This window comes from Aminobacter sp. UC22_36 (genome assembly GCF_044056035.1).
In the GTDB taxonomy this organism is placed as follows: Bacteria; Pseudomonadota; Alphaproteobacteria; order Rhizobiales; family Rhizobiaceae; genus Aminobacter.
In genome coordinates this window covers 566,482-591,662 of record NZ_CP171995.1, presented here as the reverse complement: position 1 = coordinate 591,662, position 25,181 = coordinate 566,482, and the positions used below count along the sequence as shown (strand labels likewise).

At 61.0% G+C, this 25,181-nt stretch carries 15 protein-coding genes and 2 pseudogenes; 6 read left to right on the top strand and 11 right to left on the bottom strand.

Going from position 1 to position 25,181, the window contains the following annotated elements; translation table 11 throughout:
* Positions 1 to 541 precede the first annotated feature (541 nt).
* Together ACHMW7_RS02520 and ACHMW7_RS02515 are read left to right on the top strand one after the other, a co-directional pair.
* The gene (locus ACHMW7_RS02520; protein WP_395446314.1) at positions 542 to 1,801 is read left to right on the top strand and encodes an exonuclease SbcCD subunit D; all 1,260 of its coding nucleotides are present in this window, start codon (positions 542 to 544) and stop codon (positions 1,799 to 1,801) included.
* Positions 1,798 to 5,268: an AAA family ATPase gene (locus ACHMW7_RS02515; protein ID WP_395446313.1), complete on the top strand. Its 3,471-nt coding sequence runs from the start codon at positions 1,798 to 1,800 to the stop codon at positions 5,266 to 5,268. The genes ACHMW7_RS02520 and ACHMW7_RS02515 overlap by 4 nt, the downstream gene beginning before the upstream one ends.
* 1,158 nt (positions 5,269 to 6,426) lie before the next feature.
* On the opposite strand, the gene ACHMW7_RS02510 is transcribed toward ACHMW7_RS02515, so the two are convergent.
* From ACHMW7_RS02510 to ACHMW7_RS02470, 9 genes and pseudogenes are all read right to left on the bottom strand, one after another.
* A complete protein-coding gene (locus tag ACHMW7_RS02510; protein ID WP_395446312.1) occupies positions 6,427 to 6,780 on the bottom strand; it encodes a DUF779 domain-containing protein in 354 nt (117 codons plus the stop codon).
* 72 nt (positions 6,781 to 6,852) lie between these two features.
* Positions 6,853 to 8,370 (bottom strand): aldehyde dehydrogenase, encoded by a 1,518-nt coding sequence (gene adh / locus ACHMW7_RS02505; RefSeq protein ID WP_395446311.1) that lies wholly within the window; start codon positions 8,368 to 8,370, stop codon positions 6,853 to 6,855.
* A 140-nt stretch (positions 8,371 to 8,510) separates the two neighbouring features.
* Positions 8,511 to 9,475: pseudogene (locus ACHMW7_RS02500) on the bottom strand (helix-turn-helix domain-containing protein).
* A gap of 148 nt (positions 9,476 to 9,623) precedes the next feature.
* Complete coding sequence (locus ACHMW7_RS02495; RefSeq protein ID WP_395446310.1) at positions 9,624 to 11,426, bottom strand: NAD(P)/FAD-dependent oxidoreductase; 1,803 nt, start codon at positions 11,424 to 11,426, stop codon at positions 9,624 to 9,626.
* A 306-nt stretch (positions 11,427 to 11,732) separates the two neighbouring features.
* Positions 11,733 to 13,631, bottom strand: coding sequence for a sigma-54-dependent Fis family transcriptional regulator (locus tag ACHMW7_RS02490; RefSeq protein ID WP_395446309.1), 1,899 nt, complete (start codon positions 13,629 to 13,631; stop codon positions 11,733 to 11,735).
* A 207-nt stretch (positions 13,632 to 13,838) separates the two neighbouring features.
* Positions 13,839 to 15,419 (bottom strand): FadD3 family acyl-CoA ligase, encoded by a 1,581-nt coding sequence (locus ACHMW7_RS02485; protein WP_395446308.1) that lies wholly within the window; start codon positions 15,417 to 15,419, stop codon positions 13,839 to 13,841.
* A 107-nt stretch (positions 15,420 to 15,526) separates the two neighbouring features.
* Positions 15,527 to 16,129 (bottom strand): LysE family translocator, encoded by a 603-nt coding sequence (locus tag ACHMW7_RS02480; protein ID WP_395446307.1) that lies wholly within the window; start codon positions 16,127 to 16,129, stop codon positions 15,527 to 15,529.
* A 182-nt stretch (positions 16,130 to 16,311) separates the two neighbouring features.
* Positions 16,312 to 17,745, bottom strand: coding sequence for an NAD(P)/FAD-dependent oxidoreductase (locus tag ACHMW7_RS02475; protein WP_395446306.1), 1,434 nt, complete (start codon positions 17,743 to 17,745; stop codon positions 16,312 to 16,314).
* A gap of 336 nt (positions 17,746 to 18,081) precedes the next feature.
* A complete protein-coding gene (locus ACHMW7_RS02470) occupies positions 18,082 to 19,233 on the bottom strand; it encodes an acetyl-CoA C-acetyltransferase (RefSeq protein WP_395446305.1) in 1,152 nt (383 codons plus the stop codon).
* A gap of 101 nt (positions 19,234 to 19,334) precedes the next feature.
* Between ACHMW7_RS02470 and ACHMW7_RS02465 the strand changes: the two genes are divergently transcribed.
* From ACHMW7_RS02465 to ACHMW7_RS02450, 4 genes and pseudogenes are all read left to right on the top strand, one after another.
* Positions 19,335 to 20,258 carry a LysR family transcriptional regulator gene (locus tag ACHMW7_RS02465; protein WP_395446304.1) on the top strand — a complete coding sequence of 308 codons (924 nt, stop codon included), beginning with the start codon at positions 19,335 to 19,337 and terminating at the stop codon, positions 20,256 to 20,258.
* Positions 20,259 to 20,369: 111 nt separating this feature from the next.
* Positions 20,370 to 20,777 carry a hypothetical protein gene (locus ACHMW7_RS02460; protein WP_395446303.1) on the top strand — a complete coding sequence of 136 codons (408 nt, stop codon included), beginning with the start codon at positions 20,370 to 20,372 and terminating at the stop codon, positions 20,775 to 20,777.
* Positions 20,778 to 20,785: 8 nt separating this feature from the next.
* A complete protein-coding gene (locus ACHMW7_RS02455) occupies positions 20,786 to 21,376 on the top strand; it encodes an SMP-30/gluconolactonase/LRE family protein (RefSeq protein ID WP_395446302.1) in 591 nt (196 codons plus the stop codon).
* Positions 21,377 to 21,991: 615 nt separating this feature from the next.
* Positions 21,992 to 24,188: pseudogene (locus ACHMW7_RS02450) on the top strand (esterase-like activity of phytase family protein).
* A 77-nt stretch (positions 24,189 to 24,265) separates the two neighbouring features.
* On the opposite strand, the gene ACHMW7_RS02445 reads toward ACHMW7_RS02450, so the two are convergent.
* Together ACHMW7_RS02445 and ACHMW7_RS02440 are read right to left on the bottom strand one after the other, a co-directional pair.
* Positions 24,266 to 24,604, bottom strand: a complete 339-nt coding sequence (locus ACHMW7_RS02445; RefSeq protein ID WP_395446301.1) for a hypothetical protein — start codon at positions 24,602 to 24,604, stop codon at positions 24,266 to 24,268.
* 19 nt (positions 24,605 to 24,623) lie between these two features.
* A complete protein-coding gene (locus ACHMW7_RS02440) occupies positions 24,624 to 25,181 on the bottom strand; it encodes an ATP-binding protein (RefSeq protein ID WP_395446300.1) in 558 nt (185 codons plus the stop codon).

Sequence of the window (25,181 nt, the reverse complement as noted above, 5' to 3'; positions counted from 1 at the left end):
GGCCGCGACCTCGGCGACGTGGCCGCCGAGACGGTTGCCCCGTGGCGCACACTTTGCGTGGCAAGATTCCAACAAGCTCTCGCTGGCCCGATCAGGTCTCGCTTCACCTCCACCTGGTGCAGAACGCTTGATGCATCTTCGAAGACATTCAGGCGAACACCGAGCGTCAGGCACAAGCTGTCATCACTTCGTTGCCGGGCAGCTTCCCTGATCAACTCGTGACGTCGACCATGGCAGCCATCAGCCACCGCATCCGGCTCATCGCAGATTGGCCACGGCCGTACACGGTTGAACAACGCAAAACCGCCATTGGGTAGCTGGAGCAGTGGCACCATGGTACTCTGCGAAATTGTAGGCCGAGCCAGCGCATATGGCGCTCGGTCGATATTCTTCGGGTCCAGTCCTGCCCGAACTTTGACAAGCTGCCATTCGAACGCAATAAAGCTGCGATGCGTTCACCTCGCAGCGGAAGTGCTGCTGCCGGTGCCGCTAGATCAATCGTCGCCGCGGACATGCTTGCCTTCTGTGGCTGGAGACCAGGATGGCATTTCGATTTGTTCACACGGCCGATGTTCATCTGGACTCGCCGTTGCGTTCGCTGGCGCTGCGGAATGCCGAACTTGCCGAGCTTGTTGGCGATGCGAGCCGCCAGGCCTTTACCGCAATCATTGACCTCTGCATTTCGGAGCAGGTCGATGCACTCGTAATCGCCGGTGATCTTTATGACGGCGACCAGACGTCGATGAAGACTGCACGTTTTCTGGCCAGCCAGATGATGCGCCTTCATCAGGCTGGCATCATGGTCTACAAGATCCGCGGCAATCATGACGCGCTGTCGCGGATATCCAAGCAACTCACCTTTCCTGAAACCGTGACCATATTTGGCGGGCGGCCTCAGACAGTGCTCCAGACCGCTGGTGGTCTCGACGTCGCCTTCCATGGCTTGAGCTTTGCCAGCCCAAAGGCGTCCGAAAGCCTGCTTCCCAAATATGCGGCTGCCCGGGAAAGTGTGGTCAATATCGGTATCATGCACACCAGCCTTGCCGGATCTCCCGGCCACGATGTCTATGCGCCGTGCAGCGTAGCCGATCTGCAGCGCCATGGTTTCGACTACTGGGCGCTCGGCCATGTCCATCTCCGCAAGGCCTATTCCGGGGCGGCTGCGGTTGTGATGCCGGGAATACCGCAGGGCAGAGACATCGGCGAGGCCGGAGAGAAGTCCGTTACCCTGGTAACCGTCCGAGACGACCGCTCGATCGAGATCGAGGCAAGGGCGGTAAGCATCGCCCAGTTCGAGCGTGTGAACGTCGATTTGACGGGAACGGTGGAATGGGCGGAAGCCGTGGGGCGCATTCGGATTGCCTTGGAAGAAGTCAGGGCGACTGTAAGGTCGCGCAATGCCGTGATCCGTCTCAGGCTCGTGGGTACATCGCCATTGTCGTGGAGCGTCCTCCGCGACAGGGATCTGCTGCTGGCCGAAGCCAAACAGCTGGGCGAACACGTTGGCGATACCTGGGTGGAAAAGCTCGAGATCGATCTTTTGGACCACGGTTCTCAGTCATCCGAAGGCGCTGCTGACCCGATATTCGAGCTTGCCGAAACCATGCGCGCCGATACACGTTCCCAAGCATTTCGCGAGGAGGCGAGGGCGCTCGTGATGAGGACGCTTACGGACCTGCCGCCCGAGGCGCGCGATTTCGCGGGAAAGGATGAAGCAGGATTGGAAGAATTTCTTGACCTGGTGCTCGCCGGCGGCGCCGAGCTGGTGACCGCCCGTCTCAAGGCAGGTGGCGCGCAATGAGACTCAGGCGCCTTGATCTGGTCCGCTACGGCAAGTTCACCGACAAGACGATCGATTTCGGGCAACGGCCGGAACAAGGACCCGACCTTCATATCGTCTTTGGGCTGAACGAGGCCGGCAAGTCGACAGCGCTGTCAGGCTATCTCGATCTGTTGTTCGGGATCGAAGAGCGCAGCCGCTACAATTTCCTGCATGAATATGGCGCCATGCGTGTTGGTGGGGTGCTCGAACTTTCAGGTGAAGAACAGGTGTTCGCCCGCACCAAGCAGCGGAACAACTCGTTGATCAATGAGGTCGGTCAACCGGTAAGCGAAGTTGCGCTTTCTGCCCATCTCGCAGGTCTTTCCCGCGATGCCTACACCACCATGTTCTCGCTAGATGACGAGACGCTGGAGGCCGGCGGGCAGGCAATACTGGAGTCGCGTGGTGATCTGGGCAAGCTGCTGTTTACGGCCAGTGCCGGGCTTGGTCGTGCCAGCGATACCCTCACTGCCCTTGAGGCGGAGGCGGACGGGCTCCACCGCAGGCAGGCGCAGAACACCGAGATTGCGCTCCTCAAGAAGCGCCTTGCCGAACTGAAAGCTGCACGCGATGCGATAGACACGCTCGCATCGACCTATGAGGGCCTGGAATCCGAGCGTAGCGATGCAAAGGAACAATATGATCACAGTGTGTCGGAACGGGCAGCCCTGACCGGAAGGCTGGAGACCATTTCCAGATATCTGCGCGCATTGCCGATGCTGAACGAGATCGAGCGGAAGAAAGCCCGGCTGGCAGAACTGCCGGACGTTGTCACGGCCGGCCTGAAGTGGACGGGCAGCGTCGCCGCAATGATCGACGACGACGCAAGCCTCAGGACGAGGCAGTTCGCGATCGCTGACGAGCTCGAAAGAGTGCATGGCGGCGTCGGATCGATCGATCTGGACGAACAAATCCTTGCGGTGTCGGAACGGGTACGCGCCATGGCTGACGCCAAGGCGCGATACATTTCGGCTGGCCTCGACCTGCCTGCGCGAAAGACCGAACTGCAAATCCTCGACAATGCGGTGGCGAGCTGCCTGTCAGCCTTAGGCCGGTCGTTGGAAACAGCTCCTGAACAGCTGCTTGTACCTGCGGCCATTGTGGGAGCTCTGCGCAACCTGCTTGAGCAGCGATCGGGCGTCATGGCCAGCCTGCGTGTCGCACGCGATGAGGCCGCGGCCTCATTCGATGCCCTCCAGGCTGCACGTGAGCGTGTTGGCGAGGAGCCGGCCGTGCCAGCACCAGCCAGGGCGCGGGTGATGGCGTCACTTTCGAAGGCGAGGGAAAGTGGCCACCTTCGCGAAATCCGGGCGGCTCGCGAGAGCGAAGATGAAAACGCGGCTCTGTGGGAGGCGGCACTGCGCCGCCTGCATCCCTGGGCGGGCGATGCCCGGTCGCTGTCTGGGATTTCAGTTCCGAGCGCATCACAAGTCAGCGCGTGGAAAGGGCGTTCGGCTCAGCTTGCCAAGGCGAAGGCGGTACTTTCGACACGCATTGCCGAGCATGAGGACGTCAAGGCTTTGCTCTCGAGCCGGGTTGCAGCCTTTCGTTCCTCGGTGGACGTTCCGGACGACGAAACGGCGGCTGCGATCCGCCGCGATCGTGACGAGGCCTGGCAAAGGCACAGAGGCGAGCTTGTCGGCGAAACCGCCGATCAGTTTGCCGTGGCCCTTGCTCGCGACGATGCTGCCGGGGTCGGCAGACTTGCCAACGCGCATGGGCTTGCTGAAACGCGTGCAGCAAGGCGGAGCCTCGCGGAAACCGAAGCCGTCCTCACGCGGGCCCATGCTGCCATTGATGTGAACCGCCTGGAACATGAAGCCCTGGTGACAGAGATGCTGGCTTCGGCAAGCGATCTGCTCACGCACAGGGCGGAAGCCTCCACCGCGCGTCTGATAGAACTGATCGAGGATCTCGCTGCAGCTCGCAAAGACGCTCTCGATGCCTGGGCGAGGATCGACATCGCCCGCAAGAAGGCCGAGCGTGCGAGCGACGACGGAGCGGTCGTATTGCTTGCGCTGGCTGGGGCGCTGGAAAGCGTCGGCATTGCCACGAACGCCGGTGACAGTCTGGACACGGCTATCGCCGTTGCGGAACAGTTTTTGGCGCGGCAAACCAGGATGGATGCCGAGCGAGCCGAAGCGTTCCGGACAGTGGCTGCCAAGGAAGACGACCTCGCCACCAGGCGGCGCGCGGTCGAACTGGCGGAGCGGCACGAGCAGGAATGGCTTCATGCCGTTACCGAGACGCTGAAGGGTACATGGTTGGAGAGTGGTGTTTCGATACCGGGCCTTGGAAGCGTCCTCGACCAGTTGGCTGTCCTGTCGAAATCTCTTCAGGATCGACAGGCGTTGCAACTGCGCATCGACAAGATGGAGGCAGACAGGGCGAACTTCATTGTTGAAGTCGCAGATGCTGCCGTCGAAGTGAACCAGGCCGTCGATGATGATCCGGCACAGCTCGTGGTGGCGCTTCAACAGCGCCTCGAGCTCGCCGACCGTGCAAGGGAAAACAAGGCGAACCTTGTTGCCGAATTGGAGCGGCTGAAAGGTACCAAGGACAGGCTTGAGCAAGAGGCCGCAGCCCATGAGCGACAAAAGAGCGAAGTGCTTGAAATCTTCGCTGTCAAAACCCTCGCAGAAGTGATCGAGCGCGACGAACAGCTGCGCGACCGCGACCGCTTGCATCTTGCGGTGACCGAACTCGAGGAGAAGCTCTGTATCGAGCTCGCGGTTGAAAGCACAAGCCAGGCACTGGCGGCCTTGGACGGTCTGGAGCAGGATCTTCTGGGCGTTGAAAAGGCCGAAATCGACCGCCGCCTTTCTGATCTCGACGACGTCATCGAGGCACAGCTCGTTCGACTGACCCGGGCGGCCGACAGGCTGGACGCGATCGGTGGAGACAGTTCGGTTGCTCGCATCGATGCCGAACGTCGGACCATCCTGCTCGATATCGAGGAAAAGGCGGCCAGGTTCATCGAATTGAAACTCGGCGTCATGGCTGCAGCAAATGCACTGCGCCTTTACCGTGACCGCCATCGCTCAACCATGATGGCACGCGCCTCGGACGCCTTTGCTTTGATGACCCGAGGGCACTACAGCAGCCTGACGACCCAGCCCGTCAAGGGTGGAGAAGTCCTCATCGCGTTGCAGCGTGACGGTCAGTCCAAGGTGGCCGATGCACTGTCGAAGGGCGCACGCTTTCAGCTCTATCTGGCGCTGAGACTGGCAGGCTATTACGAGTTCGCGCAGCTACGCCCATCAGTGCCATTCATCGCCGACGACATCATGGAAACCTTTGATCATGTCCGGTCCGAGGAAGTGTTCAGGCTGTTTGGTGAAATGGCGAAAACTGGCCAGGTCATCTACCTCACCCACCACCAGCATCTTTGCGAGATTGCCAGGGAGGTCGTGCCAGGTGTGAAAATCCATGAGCTCGCATCGTGATGGTGCGTTGCCGACATCCTGCTGTCGAACCTGCGTGAAAACCAGGCCGGCGCGCCAAAATCGCGACCGCTCGTCGCAGGTGATCTGTCCCGGTTCCCGCTCCCGCGGCAACAGGGGGCTGGACCGGTTCAGTTGTTTTGCTGAATTGTGCCTGTAACCACGTGGTCCACATCGTCGTGGGTTGCGGATACCATAACCAGTATGCCAAGTCCGATCGCGATCGGCGCAAAAAGCAGTGCCACATTGGCCAAGCACTTCAGTGGAGCCCATCGGTCGGAGGTCGTTTTCCGTTCGTCGTCCATGGGCAAATCCTATCAGTCTGTTCTTGATGTCTCCGTCCGTAGGCACCCGCCTTGTCGCGATTAAGCCGTGTCCACTAAACCTTGAGGACATGGTTAAGTTTAGGTGAAGTAGCGCCCGCTTTCACAACTGGTGAGCGGGTTCATGACAGCAGAAAGCCCAGCTCTCGCCCGTGACATACGGCCCCAAAGAAGACCGGTGCTCGCTTGAAGAGCGCCTTCAGCCGCTTCTCGGTAGGCTGGACAAATTGCCGCGAGCGGCGTTGTCGCGTGAGGAGGCCCGGATCGCCTGCGTGCGCAGATGCTGAAAGGGTGGCGGGAACCGTTGGGCGGCCCAGGGGTTAAGGTGCCGGAGCGAAGGTCCAGAACCACCCTCCGCTTCATCAGTGGGGCCTGCCGCGAACCCCTCCCGGCAGGCCTTCGCTGTTAGGGCTGTGTCTAGGGCGGTGAAGCACTAACGCTGAACATGGTCACTCTCCACCCATAGTTACAACCAAGTCTGTCAGGACGTCCAATCCACAGTATCTGCTTCTGCTGTTGCCATCGAACCGCCAGTGGTGCGTCGCCTTAAGCGGGGTTCGACAGGGATTGTGCTTTGGGCTGACGAGGGGCCGAGCCGTGACGCCCGTAAAATTGCTGCGGAGCTGAACGCAGACTTTGTGGCGTATGACATGGTTGGTGCGGCGACTGGAGCCCTGCCTGACTCCCCGGCAGTCCCTCTGAATGCACCGAAGCGTATGGTCAGGCGCCAGCCTGCGTCTCGGCGGAAACAGCTCAGTTCAAGCCGTTGATCGGCACTGGTCTTGGCCCCACCTCTTAGTCGATGAGGTCGGGGCAAAAGTGCGCCTCGGAGGCGATTTCAGTTTGGCGACGGGCAAACTGTCGACCGCGTCAGGAAGCGCTTCTCCCGACCATTGTCGAGCGAGAACATGCCGCCGCGGCCGGGAACCACGTCGATGATGAGGTCAGTGTGTTTCCAGGCTTCGAATTGCGAGGCGCCGATGTAAACAGGCGTTTCGCCAATCGTTCCGAGCAGCACGTCGTTGTCGCCGAGGATGAAGTCGGAGCGCGGGTAGCACATGGGCGACGAGCCATCGCAGCAACCGCCGGACTGGTGGAACAGCACCGGACCGTGGTCGGCGATGATCTCGGCCAAGAGGGTTTCCGCGTCTGCCGTCGCCGAGACCTTACCCAAAGATGGTTTGTCGAACATGCCGCTCCTCCCGGTGACAACAGGGCGACGCGACTGGTGAGGCCGCGCCGCCGGTTCAGCCTTGGGAGGCGATCAGAAGAATCCGAGCTTCTTCGGGCTGTAGCTGACCAGCATGTTCTTGGTCTGCTGGTAGTGGTCGAGCATCATCTTGTGCGTCTCGCGCCCGATGCCAGACTGCTTGTAGCCGCCGAAGGCCGCGTGCGCCGGATAGGCATGGTAGCAGTTGGTCCAGACGCGACCGGCCTGGATGGCGCGACCGAAGCGGTAGAGCCGGTTGGCTTCGCGGCTCCAGATTCCGGCCCCGAGGCCGTAGAGCGTGTCATTGGCGATCGACAGCGCCTCGTCGTCGTCCTTGAAGGTGGTGACCGACACGACAGGGCCGAAGATCTCCTCCTGGAAGATGCGCATCTTGTTGTGGCCCTTGAACACGGTCGGCTTGACGTAATAGCCGCCGGCGAGATCGCCGGGCAGATGCGCGCGCTCGCCGCCGGTCAAAACCTCAGCACCTTCCTGGCGGCCGATGTCCATGTAAGACAGGATCTTTTCCAGCTGCTCGGACGACGCCTGCGCCCCGATCATGGTCGCCGGGTCGAGCGGATCGCCCTGGACGATCGCCTCGACACGCTTCAGCGCCCGCTCCATGAAGCGGTCATAGATCTTCTCATGCACCAGGGCTCGGCTCGGGCAGGTGCAAACCTCGCCCTGGTTGAGCGCGAACATGACGAAGCCTTCGATCGCCTTGTCGAAGAAGTCGTCGTCTTCGGCTGTGACATCCTGGAAGAAGATGTTCGGCGACTTGCCGCCGAGCTCGAGCGTCACCGGGATCAGGTTCTGGCTGGCATATTGCATAATCAGCCGGCCGGTCGTCGTCTCACCGGTGAAGGCAATCTTGGCGATGCGCGGGCTCGATGCCAGCGGCTTGCCGGCTTCGAGGCCGAAGCCGTTGACGATGTTCAATACGCCTTCGGGCAACAGGTCACCGATCAGGTCGACCCAGAGCATGATGGAGGCGGGGGTCTGCTCGGCCGGCTTCAGCACCACGCAATTGCCGGCCGCAAGTGCCGGTGCCAGCTTCCAGCAGGCCATCAGCAGTGGGAAGTTCCACGGGATGATCTGGCCAACGACGCCGAGCGGTTCGTGGAAATGGTAGGCAACGGTGTCGTCGTCGATCTGCGACAGACTGCCTTCCTGGCTGCGCAGCACGCCGGCGAAATAGCGGAAATGGTCGATCGCCAGCGGCACGTCGGCGGCAGTCGCCTCGCGGATCGGCTTGCCGTTGTCCCAGGTCTCTGCGAGCGCGAGCAGGTCGACATTTTCCTCCATGCGGTCGGCGATGCGGGTGAGGATCAGCGCGCGGGCGGCCGGGCTGGTCCGGCCCCATGCGTCCTTGGCCTTGTGGGCGGCATCAAGTGCCGCTTCGATGTCGGCGGCGTCGGAGCGGGCGATTTCGCCGAGCGGCCGGCCGGTGACCGGCGAGATGTTCTCGAAATATCTGCCGGACTTCGGCGCTGCCCACTGGCCGCCGATGTAGTTGTCGTAGCGTTTGGCGAAAGGCACTTTGGCGGTGCGCGAAAACTCGACCTTGTTCATGAACTTCCTCCCGAGAAGCAACGCTGCGGGATGCAGCGCGTCGGGAGGAGCGTCGGAGAATTTCCGGTCCGTGTCAGCCAAGGCAGGAGAGGTCGCCGCCCTGAACTGTCGCAGAACTGCGACAGTTCAGGGCGGCGACGTCAATGTGTGCGTCGCATGCCTAGGCGATTGAGCTTGCGGTGCAGGGTGGCGCGCGAAATGCCGAGCTGCTGGGCCGCGGCGGAGACATTGCCGTCGGCGCGGGCAAGCGCCCGGTGAAGGGCCGCGCGTTCGGCTTCGTCGAGGTCTTCTGCCGCACGCATGCGGCCACCGACAATGTCGGCCACGGGAAGCCGCCGCTCGAGCCTTTCCCTTGTGATGCCGTAGGTCAGGCGCGCCTGTCTGGTTGCGCCGATGACCAGGTCATCGCTATCGACGGCGATCATGCCGCCCGGGCTGCGCTCGACTTCAGGGGCAGGATGATGCGGGCATCGGGAAAGGCGAGGCGGAAATTGTCGGCCTCGATGCGACGGGCGGCGTCGCCGACGGCAAGCGCGATCAGGTTGATGAAACCTTCGGTCAGGTCGGCCCGGCAGGACGATACGTCAAGGGCTGCCGCGACATTGCCCTGATGGTCGTAGATCGGGGCCGTGGTGCAGGAAAGTGCCGTGTTGCGCGACAGGAAGTGTTGGCCGCGATGGATGGTCAGCGGCCGCTGCTCGACCAGGCTGGTGCCAATTGCGTTGGTGCCCTCGCTTTCCTCGCTCCAGACGGTGCCTGTCCACAGACCCCAGCCATGAAAGGTCTCGTCATCGGCGGCCGCCCCGCGGCGCTCGACCGGCACGCCGTTGCGGTCGGCCAGGAGCACGCAGCAGCCGACCCCGCCGACGGCGAGATAGAGCCGGTCGAGGCTGGCCTGGGCTGCTGATATCAGCGGCTCGATGCGCTGCCTGGCCAGCGACAGCTCGGCCTCGGTCAGCCGCTCTGGCGGGCTTCGGTGCGTTGGGTCGAGACGGTGCTGCGACGATCGTTGCCAGGAAGCGACAAGCGCCGAACGCGCAGCGTCGCTCGACTTCAATGCCGCCTGGACCTTGTCGGCATGCTCGACGATTGCGGTGCCTCTCATCCTCTCCTCCGACGGTAGTCTGCACCCTTCCTTGCCGTTCCCGCACAGTCGTTGCCTGCTTCCGCGCTTTGGTCAATTAGCCCTTAGACCCAGACAGGCATGCAGGCCGGCGAGCTTTTCCGCTCGCCGGCCTGCATGCGGCTGGACGTCAAGCCTTGTGATGGACGTCCTGCAGCCCGTAGACCTGCGTGGCGATGCCTGCCTGGCGTGCCTTGATCTGCAGGGAGAGATATTGTGAGTAATGCCTGGACTGATGCAGGTTGCCGCCGTGGAACCACAGTGCTTCCTGCTGGGTCGGTTTCCACATGTTGCGCTGCTCGCCTTCCCAGGGCCCAGGGTCCTTGGTCGTGCTGGAGCCGAGCCCCCAGCACTTGCCGACCTTGTCGGCGACGTCCTGGCTGATCAGGTCTGCGGCCCAGCCGTTCATCGAGCCGTAGCCAGTCGCATAGACGATGAGGTCAGCCTCCAGTTCGCGCCCATCTTCGAGCACGATCGAGGTTTCGGTCAGTTTCTCGACGCCGACGCCGCTGACCAGCTTGATCCGGCCGTCGGCGACCAGGTCACAGGCGCCGACGTCGATGTAGTAGCCGGAGCCGCGCCGGAGATACTTCATGAACAGGCCTGACTCATCGTCGCCGAAGTCGAGCATGAAGCCTGCATCTTCCAGCCGCTGGTAGAAGGCTGCGTCCTTGTCGCGGATCTTGTTGTAAATCGGCACCTGGAACTCGTGCATGATGCGATAGGGCAGGGAGGCGAAGATCAGGTCGGCCTTGCGCGTCGTCATGCCCGAAGCGACGGCGCGCTCCGAATAGAGGTCGCCGAGCCCGATCTCCATCAGCGAGTCGGACTTGACGATGTGGGTGGAGGATCGCTGCAGCATGGTGACGTCCGCACCGCCCTCCCAAAGTGCTGCGCAGATGTCATGGGCCGAGTTGTTGGAGCCGACAACCACGACCTTCTTGCCCTTGTAGGCATCTGGCCCCGGGTGTTGTGAGGAGTGCTGCTGCTCACCCTGGAAGATGTCCTGGCCCTTGAATTTCGGGACGTTGGCCTTGCCGGACATGCCTGTGGCCAGCACCAGTTGTTTGGGCTTGAGCACGATCTCCTGGCGGTCGCGCTCAACCACGACGGTCCATTCCCCGGCAGCCTCGTCATATCTGGCGGACTTGCAGGTGGTCGAGCCCCAGTAGTTGAGCTCCATGACCTTCGTGTACATTTCCAGCCAGTCGCCGATCTTGTCCTTTGGCGCAAAGACCGGCCAGTTCTCGGGAAAGGGGATATAGGGCAGGTGGTCGTACCAGACCGGATCGTGCAGGCAGAGCGATTTGTAGCGCTTGCGCCAGCTGTCGCCGGGCCGCTCGTTCTTTTCGATGATGATGGTCGGCACACCCAGCTGCCGCAGCCGTGCACCGAGGGCGATGCCGCCTTGGCCGCCGCCGATGATGACGGTGTAGGGCTGGGTAGTGAAGCCGAGCTCGGCCGCCTCGGCCTCGCGCTTTTCCTTCCATGTCCGGCGGCCGGCATCGCTGCCGTGCTCGGCGCCCATCGGGCGTAACAAGCCCTTCGGCTCCTCATTGCCCTTCAACTCGCTCATTGTGGTCAGCAGCGTCCATATCAGGCCGTTCTTGAGCCTGATGTGGCCATAGCCGCGCGCAACCGCAGTCTCAAACTCGAACCAGCCGTCGGTGATGCCGTCATTCTGGCTGGCCAGTTCCTTGTCGTCTTGGCGGAACCGGTTTGGCTTAATCGAAGCCAGCTGGCTCTTCAGCATGTCGCGGACCTGGTCGTGGCCTTCCATAGTCTTGAGATTCCAGGTGAACGTCACGAGGTCACGCCAATAGCAGTCCGCCTGAAACAGGTTCACGGCGGCGTCGATGTCGCCGCCTGCCAGTGCCTTTTCCAGCTTGCCGAGAATGCTGTCGATCTTGGTCTGTGGGCTGTCGTCGAGCATGATGTTTTCCTCCGAATTGCCGATGATTGTTCGCTAAGGGCCAGCGCCTGTCCTGGCGCGATCCCGCTCGCGGGAATTTGCTGGAGAGATCAGGGTCTTCCCGGTCATCCCGCATGGTTCAGCCGGGCGGCGATGCCCGACTGTTCGACTTGGCTTTCCTCCGATTCCAGTCGCTCCATGCACAGCAAGTGCCGTGCCAAGTTGCGGAGGGCGGGAAAGGCCGGGTTTTCCGGGGGAAGGTGAGGCGGGACCTGTTGCAGCGCGGCTGCGGCATGCCACAGCTGTTGCAGCAGAGGCTGCAACAGCTCAGTTGGGAGCGGTCAGCCCGTAGCGCTTGATCTGGCGGTGGATGGTGGAACGGTCGACGTCCATCCGGCGGGCGGTCTCGGAGATGTTCCAGCTGCACGCCTTTAGCATCGCTTGCAGCGCCGCCGCGCCGGAGCGCGCATCGTCCAAGCGCTCGGTGATTGCGCTTGCGGCGACCAATGTTTCAGGCAGGTCGCAAAGCTCGATCACGCCGTCCTGGCAAAGTGCTGCCGCAACCGCGATCACGTTGTCCAGTTCTCGGATGTTGCCCGGCCAACCATGGGTGCGGAGCGCGAGCATTGCCGCCGGTGCCACCGTCAGCGCTTCGCCATCCGCGCGGTGGCGGGCGATGACCGTATCGAGCAGCCAGTCGAAATCGCGGCGCTCGCGCAGCGGCGGGAGGGAAAGCGTTGCGGCGTTCAAACGGTAGTAGAGGTCCTCGCGGAAACGCCCTTCCTGCACGAGCGAACCGAGATCGCGGTGAGAGGCCGAGATGACCCTCAAGTCCACCGGTTTCGGCCGCGATGCGCCCACGGGTTGCACCTCGCGCTCGGCCAGTACCCGCAAGAAACGGCTTTGCAGTGAAAGCGGCATGTCGCCGATTTCGTCAAGGAACAAAGTGCCGCCGTCGGCTTCCTCGATCAGGCCCTTGCGGCCCTTGGCGGAAGCGCCGGTGAAGGCGCCTGGCATGTGGCCGAACAGCTCGCTTTCGATCAGTTGCTCGGGGATGGCGGCGCAGTTGATGGCGACGAACTTGCCCTTTGCGCCAGCCCCGTCATGGATGGCCTTGGCGAGATATTCCTTGCCGGTGCCAGTTTCTCCCTGGAGGAGGAGAGGTAATGGCCTTCCGGCAAGTTTTGCTGCCTTGGCCTGAAGTGCAGCCATCTGCGGATCGCCGCCGCTCAGGCTGCGCAGCGAGACCGGGATCTGGTCGCGCGCAATCGCCGGTGCCTGGACCTTGTGGTGCGGCTCGATGGCATGGGCAAACAGCGCATTGCCGTCGCGAGCGAAGACCAGGCGGTCCTGCGTCGGGCGCCGCCGGGTCAGGTCGGGCAGGTCGTCGATCTCCATGTCGAAGAAGCGCGCGATCGGCTGGCCAATCAGCCCTGCCGGCTGGCGCCAGTCGAGCCCGACCGAACGCGCCAGGATCTTGGCGCCGCCATGGGTCATGCCGATGATGCGTCCCGCGCCGTCGATGGAAATCGCGGCCTCCGGGTCGACGTCGAGGAACTCCGGCGATCGGGCAAAGCGCAGCACCCATTCATCCCGGGTCTGGGCCATCAAATTGGCGAGCTCGATACGCCGCACGGTGGCAGCCACCAAATGCAGCGCGAGATTCTGGCTGGTCTTGCGGATCGGCGAACTCAGTAGCGAAATGTCGAGCACCGCGGCAAGGTCGCCACTGGTGTCGTAGACTGGCGCCGCCGTGCAAGACAGCGGTGTGTGGGTGTTGTCGAAATGGTCGGTCTGGTGGATTGTCAGCGCCTCGCCAGCCTCCAGGCAGGCGCCGACGGCACAGGTGCCAGCGCGTGCCTCGGACCATTCCGAGCCGAGGTAGAGGCCGGCCTTGCGCAGATTGTTGTCGAACAGCGGGTCGCCGAGAAACTCGACGGTTACACCCTTGCGGTCGGAAAGCAGCAACACATAATTCTGGCCCGCCACCTGGCGGAACAGGTTCTCAAGCCCGGAACGGGCGATGGCGATCAACTCCTCAGACTGCTGGCGATGCTCGCGCAGTTCCCCATCGGGCAGGATATAGGCTTCACAGGCCTGGGTCGGGTCGAGTCGATGCTGCTCGATGCAGCGCAGCCACGACTTGACCACCTGCTCGTCGCGCCCGGTCGAAGCTCCGAGGCTGACGCTTTCGATCTCGCGAATATGGTCGGAATGCGAAAACATCGGCAATTGCGGCCCGCCTCCCAACGCGCCGCCCTCCCATTTCCTCCTGATGCCACATGACTGCATGGCCCCCTTGGTATTGTAAAGGAGGCAAGGCAGCCATCTCGTCGGGAATACGATACTTCTTGGGTGTCGTGGGACTTAGAGCCAACCGCTCTGTGGCCCTGTTCTGATTTCTGGGTGCTATCAGCAACCGCAGGCAGGCGCTCAGACGTGTTGCAGAGTTTCGTCGCGCAGTAGATTTTTCAGCACCTTGCCCTGGGCGCTGGTCGGGAGCGAAGTCCTGAAATCGACGCTGCGCGGGCATTTGTAATTGGCCATGTTTTCCCGCGACCAGTCGATAATGTCCTTTTCAGTAGCGCTGGTGCCCGGACGAAGGATGACGAACGCCTTGCCAACTTCGCCGAGGCGAGCGTCTGGAACGCCGATGACCGCGACGATTCCGATCGCCGGGTGCGTGCTCAGGATGCGTTCGATCTCGGCTGGATAGCAGTTGAAGCCACCGGCAATGTACATGTCCTTGAGGCGGTCCTCGATATGCAGATTGCCATCCGTGTCGATATGGCCAACATCACCAGTGTGCAGCCAGCCCTCGGCGTCGATTGTCTCGGCAGTAGCTTCGGGGTCGTTGAAGTAGCCTTTCATGACAATGTAGCCGCGAATGACGATCTCGCCCGGCTGGCCTTGAGGGAGCAGCTTGCCTTTGCACATGATGCCAACCTCGACCCCCGGGGCGGCCTTGCCAGCCGTGTTCGCAATAACCTCGTCGGAATCGTCGGCCAAGCACATCGTTCCATAGCCGCCGGATTCCGTCAGTCCGTAGCCAGTGACGACACCTTCGAAACCAAGCTCCTCGCGCATGCGCCGCACCAGGATCGGCGGCACCACTGTGCTGCCGGTGATGCCAAGCCTCAGGCTGCTGGTATCGAATGTGTCCAATTCTGGGTGCTGCAGCATGCCATGGAAGATGGCAGGCGGTCCCGGGATGACGCTCACCTTTTCCGACGACACGCGCTCGAGTATCTCGCCGGCATGAAATGTCAGATGCGGCATGAACACTGCTCCGCGCATCAGTGCCACCAATGCACCCGCGCGGTAGCCGAAGACGTGGAACAGAGGCGGGATGACAAGGATCCGATCATGCTCGCGAATGCCGACCCTTGTCGCCCATGCATCGACCCCCTTGAGGCACTGCTGGTGGCCGTACATCACACCTTTGGGATAGCCTGTCGTACCTGAGGTGAAGAGCATGTCGCAGAGATCGTCTGGCGCGATTGTCGCCTCGCGCTCGGCGAGTTCGGCATCACTGATAACGTCGCCTGCGGCAACGAAGCTGTCCCAATCCTTTTCCGTTCCGCGTGCTTCACCGATGACGACAACCTGGCGCAGCACGGCTGTCGTTTCCGCTTTGAGTTGGTCAGGATAGTAGGTGCCTAGGAAGTCTCCGGCCGAAAACAACATCGAGGTTCCGCTACGCTTGACGAGCTCGGCGATCTCGCTGCCTTTGAAGCGGGTGCTCGCTGGAATGAGTACGGCGCCCGCGCTGACGAGGCCAAGGGCTGTGGCGAACCATCTCCAGCTATTGGGCGCCCAGATCATGATCCGGTCGCCCTTGTTCACCCCCGCTGCAATCATCGCCTTGGCGATGCGGCGACGGGCGGCGTCGAGTTCGACGAAGGTGAGGGCAATGCCGTCTTCGATTGCCGTTCGCGTGCCATAGACTTGGGCGGCGCGCGCGCAAAGATCCGGGATGGTGGTGAATTTCCAGTCAGCGTCTTCTGTAATCATCTCAGTACCTGTTGTGCGGGGCGTTATGACGGGGTGCAGATTGGCGCGGTCGTGCTCAAGGCGCCGCGTCTGCAGCTGCCTGACGAGCTCCGGGTTGACGGATGAGGTTATTGTCCGTGCAACGCCCTGACGACGGTGGTCACAAACAGGAATATCGAGAAAAACAGGAGGATCCCCGCGCCAGCCCGGGCAAAGAAGCGAGGCGAAATGGCCAGTCGGAATTGGCGCGCAATGCCTGCACCTATCATGCTCCATACTACGCCAATCGCCACAATGAGGACGCTGAGCCAGACCAGATAGGGCAGGGCCGACGGAACGTCGCCGTCGCGCAGAAATGGAACGATGGTCAGGGCGAATATCAACGCCTTGGGATTGCACAAGGTGACAAAAAAGATGTCGGTTCGGCGCGAGGCCGAACGACCCTGTTTTTGGCCATCCGACAGTGCAAGTTTGATTGCCGATATCAACAGCACGAGGCTGGCGGCCAGGGCTGCAATGATGGAGGCCGATGCAATATGTTGCGATGCGACGCCGATGCCCAATGCCCATGCGCCAATCGCCATAAGGTATCCGCACAATTCCGCCGGCAACAGGCCAAACGTACGGCGCAGGCCCAGGATCGCACCATTCGTGGCAATGAGGGTGTTGGTCGGACCAGGCACAAAAAGCAGCGCGACGGTCGCGGCAGAAAATGCAAGCCAGTTTTCCATAGCAGAGTTTCACCTGGTCAAAGCACCTGACGTCGCTGCGGCACCTTTGCCGCTGCTTCAGCAGATCGTTGTCGGGCGTGTGCTGGCCCGGAGGATGAGCCCCGGTCCTGCAAGCGATGGTGTTGGAGCTCCTTGTCACTGCAGCCGCCGGGCGAGGCCGCCCGGCGGCTGAGCTGCAAGGACTAGGCGGCTTCCGCCAGGATGATCGCGGGCTGGGTCACCACATAGAGCCCGTCGATGGCGGCATTGGCCTGCAGGAAATGCAGTCCGTTGAGCGCATCCATGAACTGCATGTTCTCGCGCTTTGTTTCGTCGCCGAACTGGCCCGCGTTGCGGCGCATGTCGACGCCCTGGCGCAGCTTCTCTGCAACTTTCTTGGCGACGATTTCGCCATACTGGCCGTCGCGCACTTCGGTGTAGTCCGCGCCGCCCGAGACGATACTGACGAAGGCCTTCTTCATATCCTTTTCGGAATAGTCCTTCGACGTCAGTCGCTGCGCTTCCCAGAAATAGCCGGCCTGCCCCCTGTTGAGGTCGTAGAAGGACGAAACCATCATCAGGAATCGCAGATAGGACTGGCGATAGCTCGTCTCGAAGAAATTGACCGCCCTGTCCTCAGGCAGTTTGCCTTTGAGGATACTGGCGATCGATGCACCAGCAATCAGGCTGGAAACCATCGCAAGGTGAACGCCGCTCGACAGCAGGGGGTCGAGGAAGCAGGCGGCATCGCCGCACATGAAATAGCCGGGCCCGGAGAACTTCTCGGAGGTATAGGAATAGTCGGTCTCCATCCGGATTTCGTTGCGCTGGGCATTTTTCAGGATGATGGCGGCCTCCGGATCATCGCGTAACAACTGGTCATAGACGTCTTCAGCGCTACGTTTTTTGTCCCGCTCCTTGCGCAGCTGGTCGCGGGTCAAAACCGTACCGACAGAGACCGTGCCGTCGCTGAGGGGAATGAACCAGATCCAGCCGGACTCGATCGATATGATCCGGGTGGAGCCGGCAGGAAGGTCGTCATAGTTGAGGTTGGTGTCCTTCCAATACGACCAGATCGCAACGTTCTTGAACACGTCGTGGAAATGACGGTCCTTGGTATGTTCGTTTGCGATGATGCCGCTGCGGCCCGAGCAATCCACCAGATACTTGAAGCGAATGGTGCCGGTCGTGTTTGAGCTGCGGTCGAGATATTCCGCGCCCACAGCCCTGCCGTTATCGAAGTTGATCTTGCTGACCTTCACGTTCTGGTGGACGCCAGCACCGGTCTCGGCGGCATGGTCGAGCAGCAGCTTGTCAAATTCCGAGCGCTTGACCTGATAGGAGTGTGATGGCGCGCCTTCGATTTCGTCGAAGCGGAAGGACCACTTTTCGTTGCCCCAGTTGAAGTAGCCGCCTGGCTTTTCGACAAACCCATGCCGCTTGACCTTTTCGCCGGCACCGATCGCATCCAGCATAGGCATCAGCGAGGCAAGCAGGGACTCGCCGATGTGGTACCTGGGAAAGACATCCCTCTCAAGTACCGTGGTCGTGATGCCGTGGGTGGCCAGAATCGTCGCGACAGTGGATCCGGCAGGACCCCCGCCGATCACAAGTACATCCGTTGCAGCTGGTATCATCTTGGTTTCCGATCCGATCCGTGAGGCCAATGTGGATTTGGGCAGTCAAGGTTTGGGAAATTCCAATCGGGGCTCACATGTTGTCACGATGCCCAAGATGGTAATTTCATGGCTTGTGACATCAATAATCGTCCATTTGGACGATAAATTGAAATATATGAATATAATTTCTGTTTTTATGGTAGTTCATACGGCTTCAAATTAAACGGAATATTTATGATTTAACTGTTTGTATTTAATGGTTGTTTTATAATGTTGCATTTTGATATCGGAATTACATTCGATTACGCTTATTTATATTTATAATATTGCGCCGCATACATCGTCTCTGCTGTGTCAGAGCCTCTCGATAATGATGACGTTGGCCTGGCCGCCGCCCTCGCACATCGTTTGCAGGGCGTAGCGTCCATGGCGGCGCTCAAGTTCGTTGAGCATGGATGTCATGAGGCGGGCGCCCGTGGCCCCCAACGGATGACCAAGCGCAATGGCGCCGCCGTTTACGTTGACCTTTTCATGGGGGATACCCAGTTCGCGCATCCACGCCATCGGGATCGAGGCGAATGCCTCGTTGCATTCGAACAGGTCGATGTCGTCGAGCTTCATGCCGGCTTTTTGCAGCGCCTGGCGGGTTGCGGGGATCGGCGCGGTCAGCATCCAGATCGGGTCAGCGCCACGCACCGAAATATGGTGGATACGGGCGCGGGGTTTCAGCCTGTGATCGCGCAGGGCCGTCTCGGATGCGATCAAAAGAGCTGCGGCAGCGTCGGTGTTCTGGCTGGCTATGCCTGCATGGATGCGGCCCCCATCGACAAGCGTCTTCAGGCTGGCCATCTTTTCCAGTGAAGTGTCGCGGCGCGGCGGCTCATCGACGGCGAAGTTGTCGACCGGAACGATCTCGCCGGCGAAAAGCCCGCCATCAATGGCAGCGATGGCGCGCCGGTGGCTTTCCAACGCGAAGCGTTCCATCTCTGCGCGGCTGCAGTTCCAATTTTTGGCGATCATTTCCGCCGACCGAAACTGGCTGACCTCCTGGTTACCGTAGCGGGCGAGCCACCCGCGAGATGTCGAGAACGGGTCGGGGAAGCCGAATTGGGCACCAACCCGCATGGCCGCGCCCATCGGGATCAGGTTGAGGTTCTGCACACCGCCAGCAACGACCAGGTCCTGAGTGCCGCTCATCACTGCTTGTGCGGCGAAATGGATGGCCTGTTGCCCCGAGCCGCATTGCCGGTCAATCGTCACTCCGGGGACGTGGTCCGGCATGCCAGCGACGAGCCAGCACGTGCGGGCGATGTCGCCCGCCTGTGGGCCAATGGTCTCGGTGCAGCCATAGATGACGTCGTCGACTGCAGCCGGGTCCACGCCTGTTCGCTGCATCAAGGCCTTGATCGGCGCCGCGCCCAGATCGGCCGAATGCAGATGGGCGAGTGCTCCGTTCTTGCGCCCCACGGGCGTGCGAATGGCATCGACGATGTAAGCTTGTGGCATGCGTGGTTCCTCAGATGATTTGAGGCTATCGCACTGGCCGGTCCTCCACTATCGCTAGAATGTCTATACCGCTTCAACGATTCCTGCATAACGGTGCCAAGATGGACCTGAGACTTGTCGAGTGTTTCCTGCGCGTCGCTGAGTTCGGCAGTATGAACAGGGCGGCGGCCGACCTGAATCTTTCTCAACCGTCGCTGTCTCGTAAAATAGCCCTTCTTGAAGGCGAGATCGGCTCGGCGCTCTTTCGCCGAGATACGACCGGGACCCGTCTCACCGAGGCAGGGATGGTGCTGGCCGGCAGGGCGCCGCAATTGCTGCGCGAAGCCGAATTGATCAAGAAGGAGATCGTCCAGGAAAGCTCGAATTCGGTCGCCCTGGCCTTGCCATCCTCATTGAACAGGCTGCTTGCGATACCCTTCATCGAGGCGACGGTGCGGGAGCATCCTCACTACTCGCTGCACGTATCCGAGATCGTTTCAAACGCGCTGGAGATCTGGATGCAGCGGCGAACGCTCGATGTCGCCATCACTGCCTTGCAGCCCCGGACACAGCGTTTCAAGCTCACGCCGCTGATCCGAGAGCCGATGATGCTGGTTGGATCAGCGGACGAGGGCCTGTCGGTCGATGAACCTGTCACCGCCGAGTTCGCCGTCCAGCACAGGCTGGTCTTGCCCGAGGCCGGCAATCCCATTCGCCGCTATCTCGAGCAAAAACTGGGCTCAGGCAATCTCAGTATCAATACCGTTGTTGACGTTGAATCCGTGTCGCTCTGCTACGAACTGGCGCGCGCAGGCGTCGGCTTCACGATGCTTCCCTACTCGTCGATCTACGAACACCGGCGTGACGACAAGGTGACGATGGCGATGATCCAGGGCTTCGACGTGACGTGGGCGCTTGCCGTCAATCGCTACCGAATGCATTCGGCAGCAGTCACGCAGGTGGCCGAGAAGCTGCACCAATTCGCTGTCGGCCGTGCTGTCGATCCGGTCTGGAGGTTTGCCAGCCTGGTCGGTAGCAACGCCTGACCATGCGTCTGCGGCGGGTTTTTACAGCATAGTCCGATCAGACGATGTTTCCGAAGTCGCAGTTGCCAACCCTGAATAGGCATACAGAAAACCTGTCGATGGGAGAAGCAAATGCTCAGGTTTGGTGCGTTACTAGCGATTTCTTTATTGCCAGTTGTTAACTCAGCCATGGCTGCTGAATGGCGAATTCTTGCGCAATTTGATGACGCGCCCGAAGGGCTGGTTGCCGATACGGATGGCGGCCTCTATGTCAGCCTTTTCCACTCCGGCCTTATCATGCGGGTGGCAAGGGACGGCAAGGCTAGCGAAATTGCCGATCTGCGAAGCGTCATCGGTGACGCCAAGGGCAGCACGGTCGGTCTCGAATGGGATCGCAAAGATACGCTTTACGTCGCCTTCTCGGAATATTCCAAGGGCTTTCCGTGGCCGGCCAAGGCCAATCTTTCCGTCGAAGCTTGTGGCGATTCCACAGTCACCAAGTCGGCCTGTACAAGGTTACCATTTCAACAGGCAAAGTAGAGCCGGTGGTGACACGCGCCGATGGTTACCCGTTTTGTTTTCCGGACGATCCGGTGATTGCGCCAGATGGCAAGATCTACCTCTCGGACCTTAGCCTCCAGGCGATCTGGAAGATCGACCCTGAAGCGAAGTCCGCCGAGATCTGGTCGAAGGATCCACTGTTCAGTCCGGGTGACAAGTCGCTGAGCGGCTATCCGGTCGGGGTCAATGGCATCACTCTGTCGGCCGACGCCAAGACCCTCTACGGCGTCACCGGCGGCATCCCTATGCTCGTCAAGGTCCCCGTCAAGGACGACGGCAGCGCCGGACCGGCCGAAATGCTGGCCTTCGGTTACGACAACATGGACGGGTTGGAACTCGACACTGACGGCAACTTCTACCTGACCGAGACGACGCGCAGCGAGATCTGGAAGGTCAGTGCCGACGGCAAGAAGCGCCAGCAACTTGGCAATCCGCTGGAGGCGCCGCTCGGTGCCCCCGCGAGCATTGCCCTCGCCAACGGCGAAATCTGCGTCACCAACTTGAATTTCTTCAAACACCTGCCGCCAGAAAAGGCCAACTCCATCGCCTGTTCCAAACTGGAGAATTCACTCTGGTAGGGAACGCCTTGCTGGCGGGAACTGTTCAGCGCTCTAACGCTGTCTGTCCGCAATCTCCTCACTTGGCTGCGCGGTGGGGCCAAGTGAGGATTGGCTGTTCGTAGAGTTCAGACTTCAAACCAGGCGTTCACTGGTTGGTGATTTTTACGAAACTCCGACGTCGACTTGACGCCGATGGGCGACCTTGCGCCGCTCATACTTCCTTCAAGTGCTGACGTTGACCAGCATCACGAGAGGCGACGACTGTCGCATCTCTAGCCGGCTCATGTGTCGCATCTCCAAAATGGCGCCACAGGAGCTTGCCGCGTAATAGGAATTATGGAACTTTTGTTGTTGCCGGCATCCGGTGCCTATATCCGGGCTGTTGGCAGTTGACCTTCGGGCCTTCCTGCTTCGGCGTCGGGCGACGCAGGAACCATGGTGCCGGTGGCCGAGGTCGCCGAACGCTGCCTCGCGCGAGGTAGTTGCGCGGATGGTCCCGGTTTCACATCCGTGCGCCCGGTTGCCGAGCAGTCATCTCGCACCTGTCACGAAACCATCATCCGACTGTCATCGCGCTGAAATCTCGTTGCCCCAAACGAAGACCGCAATTCCGTTCAGGCAAAGAGGTTTCCCATGTCACGCAAGCTCCTGCTTTTGACGTCCGCGCTCGCGGCGTCCGCGGCCTTCCCTGCTTATGCCGACCAGGCATTCGACCGTATCGCCACCTTCCCGGTCGCAACCAATTTGCCGGTCGGCGTCGATGCGGCGACCCCGACCTCGTCGGAGATCATCGCAGCGACCGAGGACGGCATGACGCTGGTCTATTCCGACAGCCCGCTCGGTGCCGTCGGCTTCATCGATATCACTGACGCCAAGGCGCCGAAGGCCTCAGGCATCGTCAAGATCGAAGGCGAGCCGACCTCCGTCACCGTGCTGGGCGGCAAGGTCTTCGCCGGCGTCAACACCTCGAAGACCAAGCAGGAGCCTGCGGGCAACCTGACCATCATCGACCTCGCCTCCAAGGCGATCGAGGCCACCTGCGATCTCGGCGGCCAGCCCGACTCGGTGGCGCTGAGCAAGGACGGCAAGTTCCTCGCCATTGCGATCGAAAACGAGCGCGACGAAGAACTGAATGAAGGCGCGCTGCCACAGTTGCCAGCTGGCAACCTCAAGATCGTCGCCTTGAAGGACGGGGCACCGGATTGTGCTTCAATCAGGACGGTTGATCTCACCGGTATCGCCACTGTCGCGCCGGAAGATCCGGAGCCCGAATTCGTCGCCTTCAACGAGGCCGGTGAGATCGCCGTCACACTGCAGGAAAACAACCACATCGCCATCGTCGATGCGGCTGCCGGCAAGATCGTCTCGCATTTTTCTGCCGGCGAAGTGACGCTCGAAAACGTCGATACCAAAAAGGACGGGGCTCTGTCGTTCACCGGGAAGATCGAAAACACCCCGCGCGAGCCAGATGCGGTGAAATGGCTCGACAATGATCGCCTCGTCGTTGCCAATGAAGGCGACTACAAGGGTGGCGCACGCGGCTTCACCATCTTCTCCAAGACAGGCGAAGTGCTCCACGAGTTCGGGCCCATCCTTCGAATACCGGGCGGCTGCCGCTGGTCACTATCCCGAGGCCCGCAACAAGAAGGGCATCGAGCCGGAAGGGCTGGAGTTCGCATCCTTCGGCGATCAGAAATATATTTTCGTTGCTGCCGAGCGGGCTTCGCTGATCGGTGTCTACAAGGATACCGGCAAGGCGCCGGAATTCGCCCAGCTTCTGCCCTCGGGTATCGGTCCGGAAGGCCTGGTTGCCATCCCGCAGCGCAACCTGCTGGTCACCGCCAACGAGACCGACCTTGTCAAGGACGGCCTCGCTCGTTCGCATGTCATGGTCTATGAACTTGGTGAAGGCGCAGCCGCCTATCCGCAGATCACAGCCGCTTCCAATGAAGACGGCACGCCGCTCGGCTGGGGCGCGCTGTCGGGCCTCGCCGCCGACCCGAAGGAAGCCGGCAAGCTCTATGCGGTATCGGATTCGGTCTACCGCTCGGCGCCGGCGATCTTCACCATCGATACCAGCAAGACCCCTGCCCTGATCACGGAAAAGACCGTCGTCACCCGCGACGGCAAGCCCGCCCAGAAGCTCGACCTCGAAGGTCTGGCACCCGACGGCAAGGGCGGGTTCTGGCTTGCTTCCGAAGGCCGCAGCGACAAGCTGACCCCGCACGCCGTCTTCAACGTCAACGCCAAGGGCGAGATCAAGGAAGAGATCGCTTTCCCGGTCGAGCTTCTGGCGCACGAGACCCGTTTTGGCCTCGAAGGCATCACCACGCTTGGCGAAGGCGACGACCTGATGCTGGTCATGGCGATCCAGCGCGAATGGGCCGACGATCCCAAGGGGCAGGTCAAGCTTTTGGCCTACAAGCCCAAGGACAAAGAATGGTCGGCGGTACGCTATCCGCTCGAAGCGACCGAGAAGGGCTGGGTCGGCCTGTCGGAGATCACCGCCCATGATGGCAAGCTGTTTGTCGTCGAGCGTGACAATCTGATCGGCGAGGAAGCGAAGAACAAGCGCGTCTACGCGGTGGTGCTCGATGCCTTCAAGCCAGCCAAGCTCGGTGGCGAATTGCCGGTGGTGGCCAAGACCTTGGTGCGTGACCTCGTGCCAGATCTCAAGGCAACGACCAACGGCTACGTCGTCGACAAGGTCGAGGGCTTTGCCATCGATGCGTCAGGCGAAGCCTTTGTCGTCACCGACAATGATGGCGTCGACGATTCCTCGGGCGAAACGCTGTTCATCCGCCTGGGCAACATCGCAGCCATCAACTGAGCGGTTGGCTGAGCTGAAAAGCAGAAGGCCGCGGCACTTGAGCCGCGGCCTTGTGTCATCAGCGGCGCAACGCCGGATCAGTCGATCTGCAGGATCAGGGCCGGGTGCAGCTTCTTGAGGTTCGGCAGCGACTTGGACTGCCATGGGATCTCCGAACTGCCGCGGACTGTGAGCTGGACGGCGGCGTGCTTGCGCACCTCGATGGTGAATTTCGCCAAGAGGTTGATGCCGGACGAATTGAGGAACTCGAGATCCGTCAGGTTGAGCGTGATGGTTTGTGGTGCCTCAGCAAGAATGGCCGTCATCAACGCCAGGATCGGTGCGTAGGCCTCCGAGCCGGCAAGCCGCATGGAGCCTTCGAAATAGACATCGCTGTTTTCTGTCCAGACGCGATAGTCATCGGTTCTTACTTCCATGGACGCCTTCATTCTTTCTTTAGTGAGACTGCGAGATCGGGATCGTGGCGTAGGTCTCCACGTGAACCCGGTTGCTGGATTCAACCGGGCTGAAGATCCATGCCAGACGTGCGCCATAATCGCTCATCAAGGTGAGCAATCCAAGCCCCGAGCCGGTAGCGTCGGGATCGGCGGCATTTGCCTCGATCTGCTGGATCAGCAGATCGCCGGGGTCGCCGATGGTGATCTCGGAGAGAAGCTTCTGAAATGTTGCCGCTGTGTTGCCGGCGACGACGTTCGATACCTTCACCTTGAAGTTGTCGGCATCCATCGATGCTTCGACAATGATCTCGCCCGGTTCGCGAAACTTGACCGCGTTTTCGATCAGTTCGTTGACCAGATAGCCGATGCTGTGGCGGACTTCCTTGTAGTCGTTGCGCGATCCGTGAAAAGGCAGCGCGAAGAGATCGGCGATGAAGTCCGAGGTGGTGGCGCAGTGATGCCACTTCAGCTCCAGCGGTCCGTCAAACAACCTGACGCGGCTTATATTGTCTCGCATGCCGATCGCAATGTCGGCCGGGCCATACAAAGTTGTCAT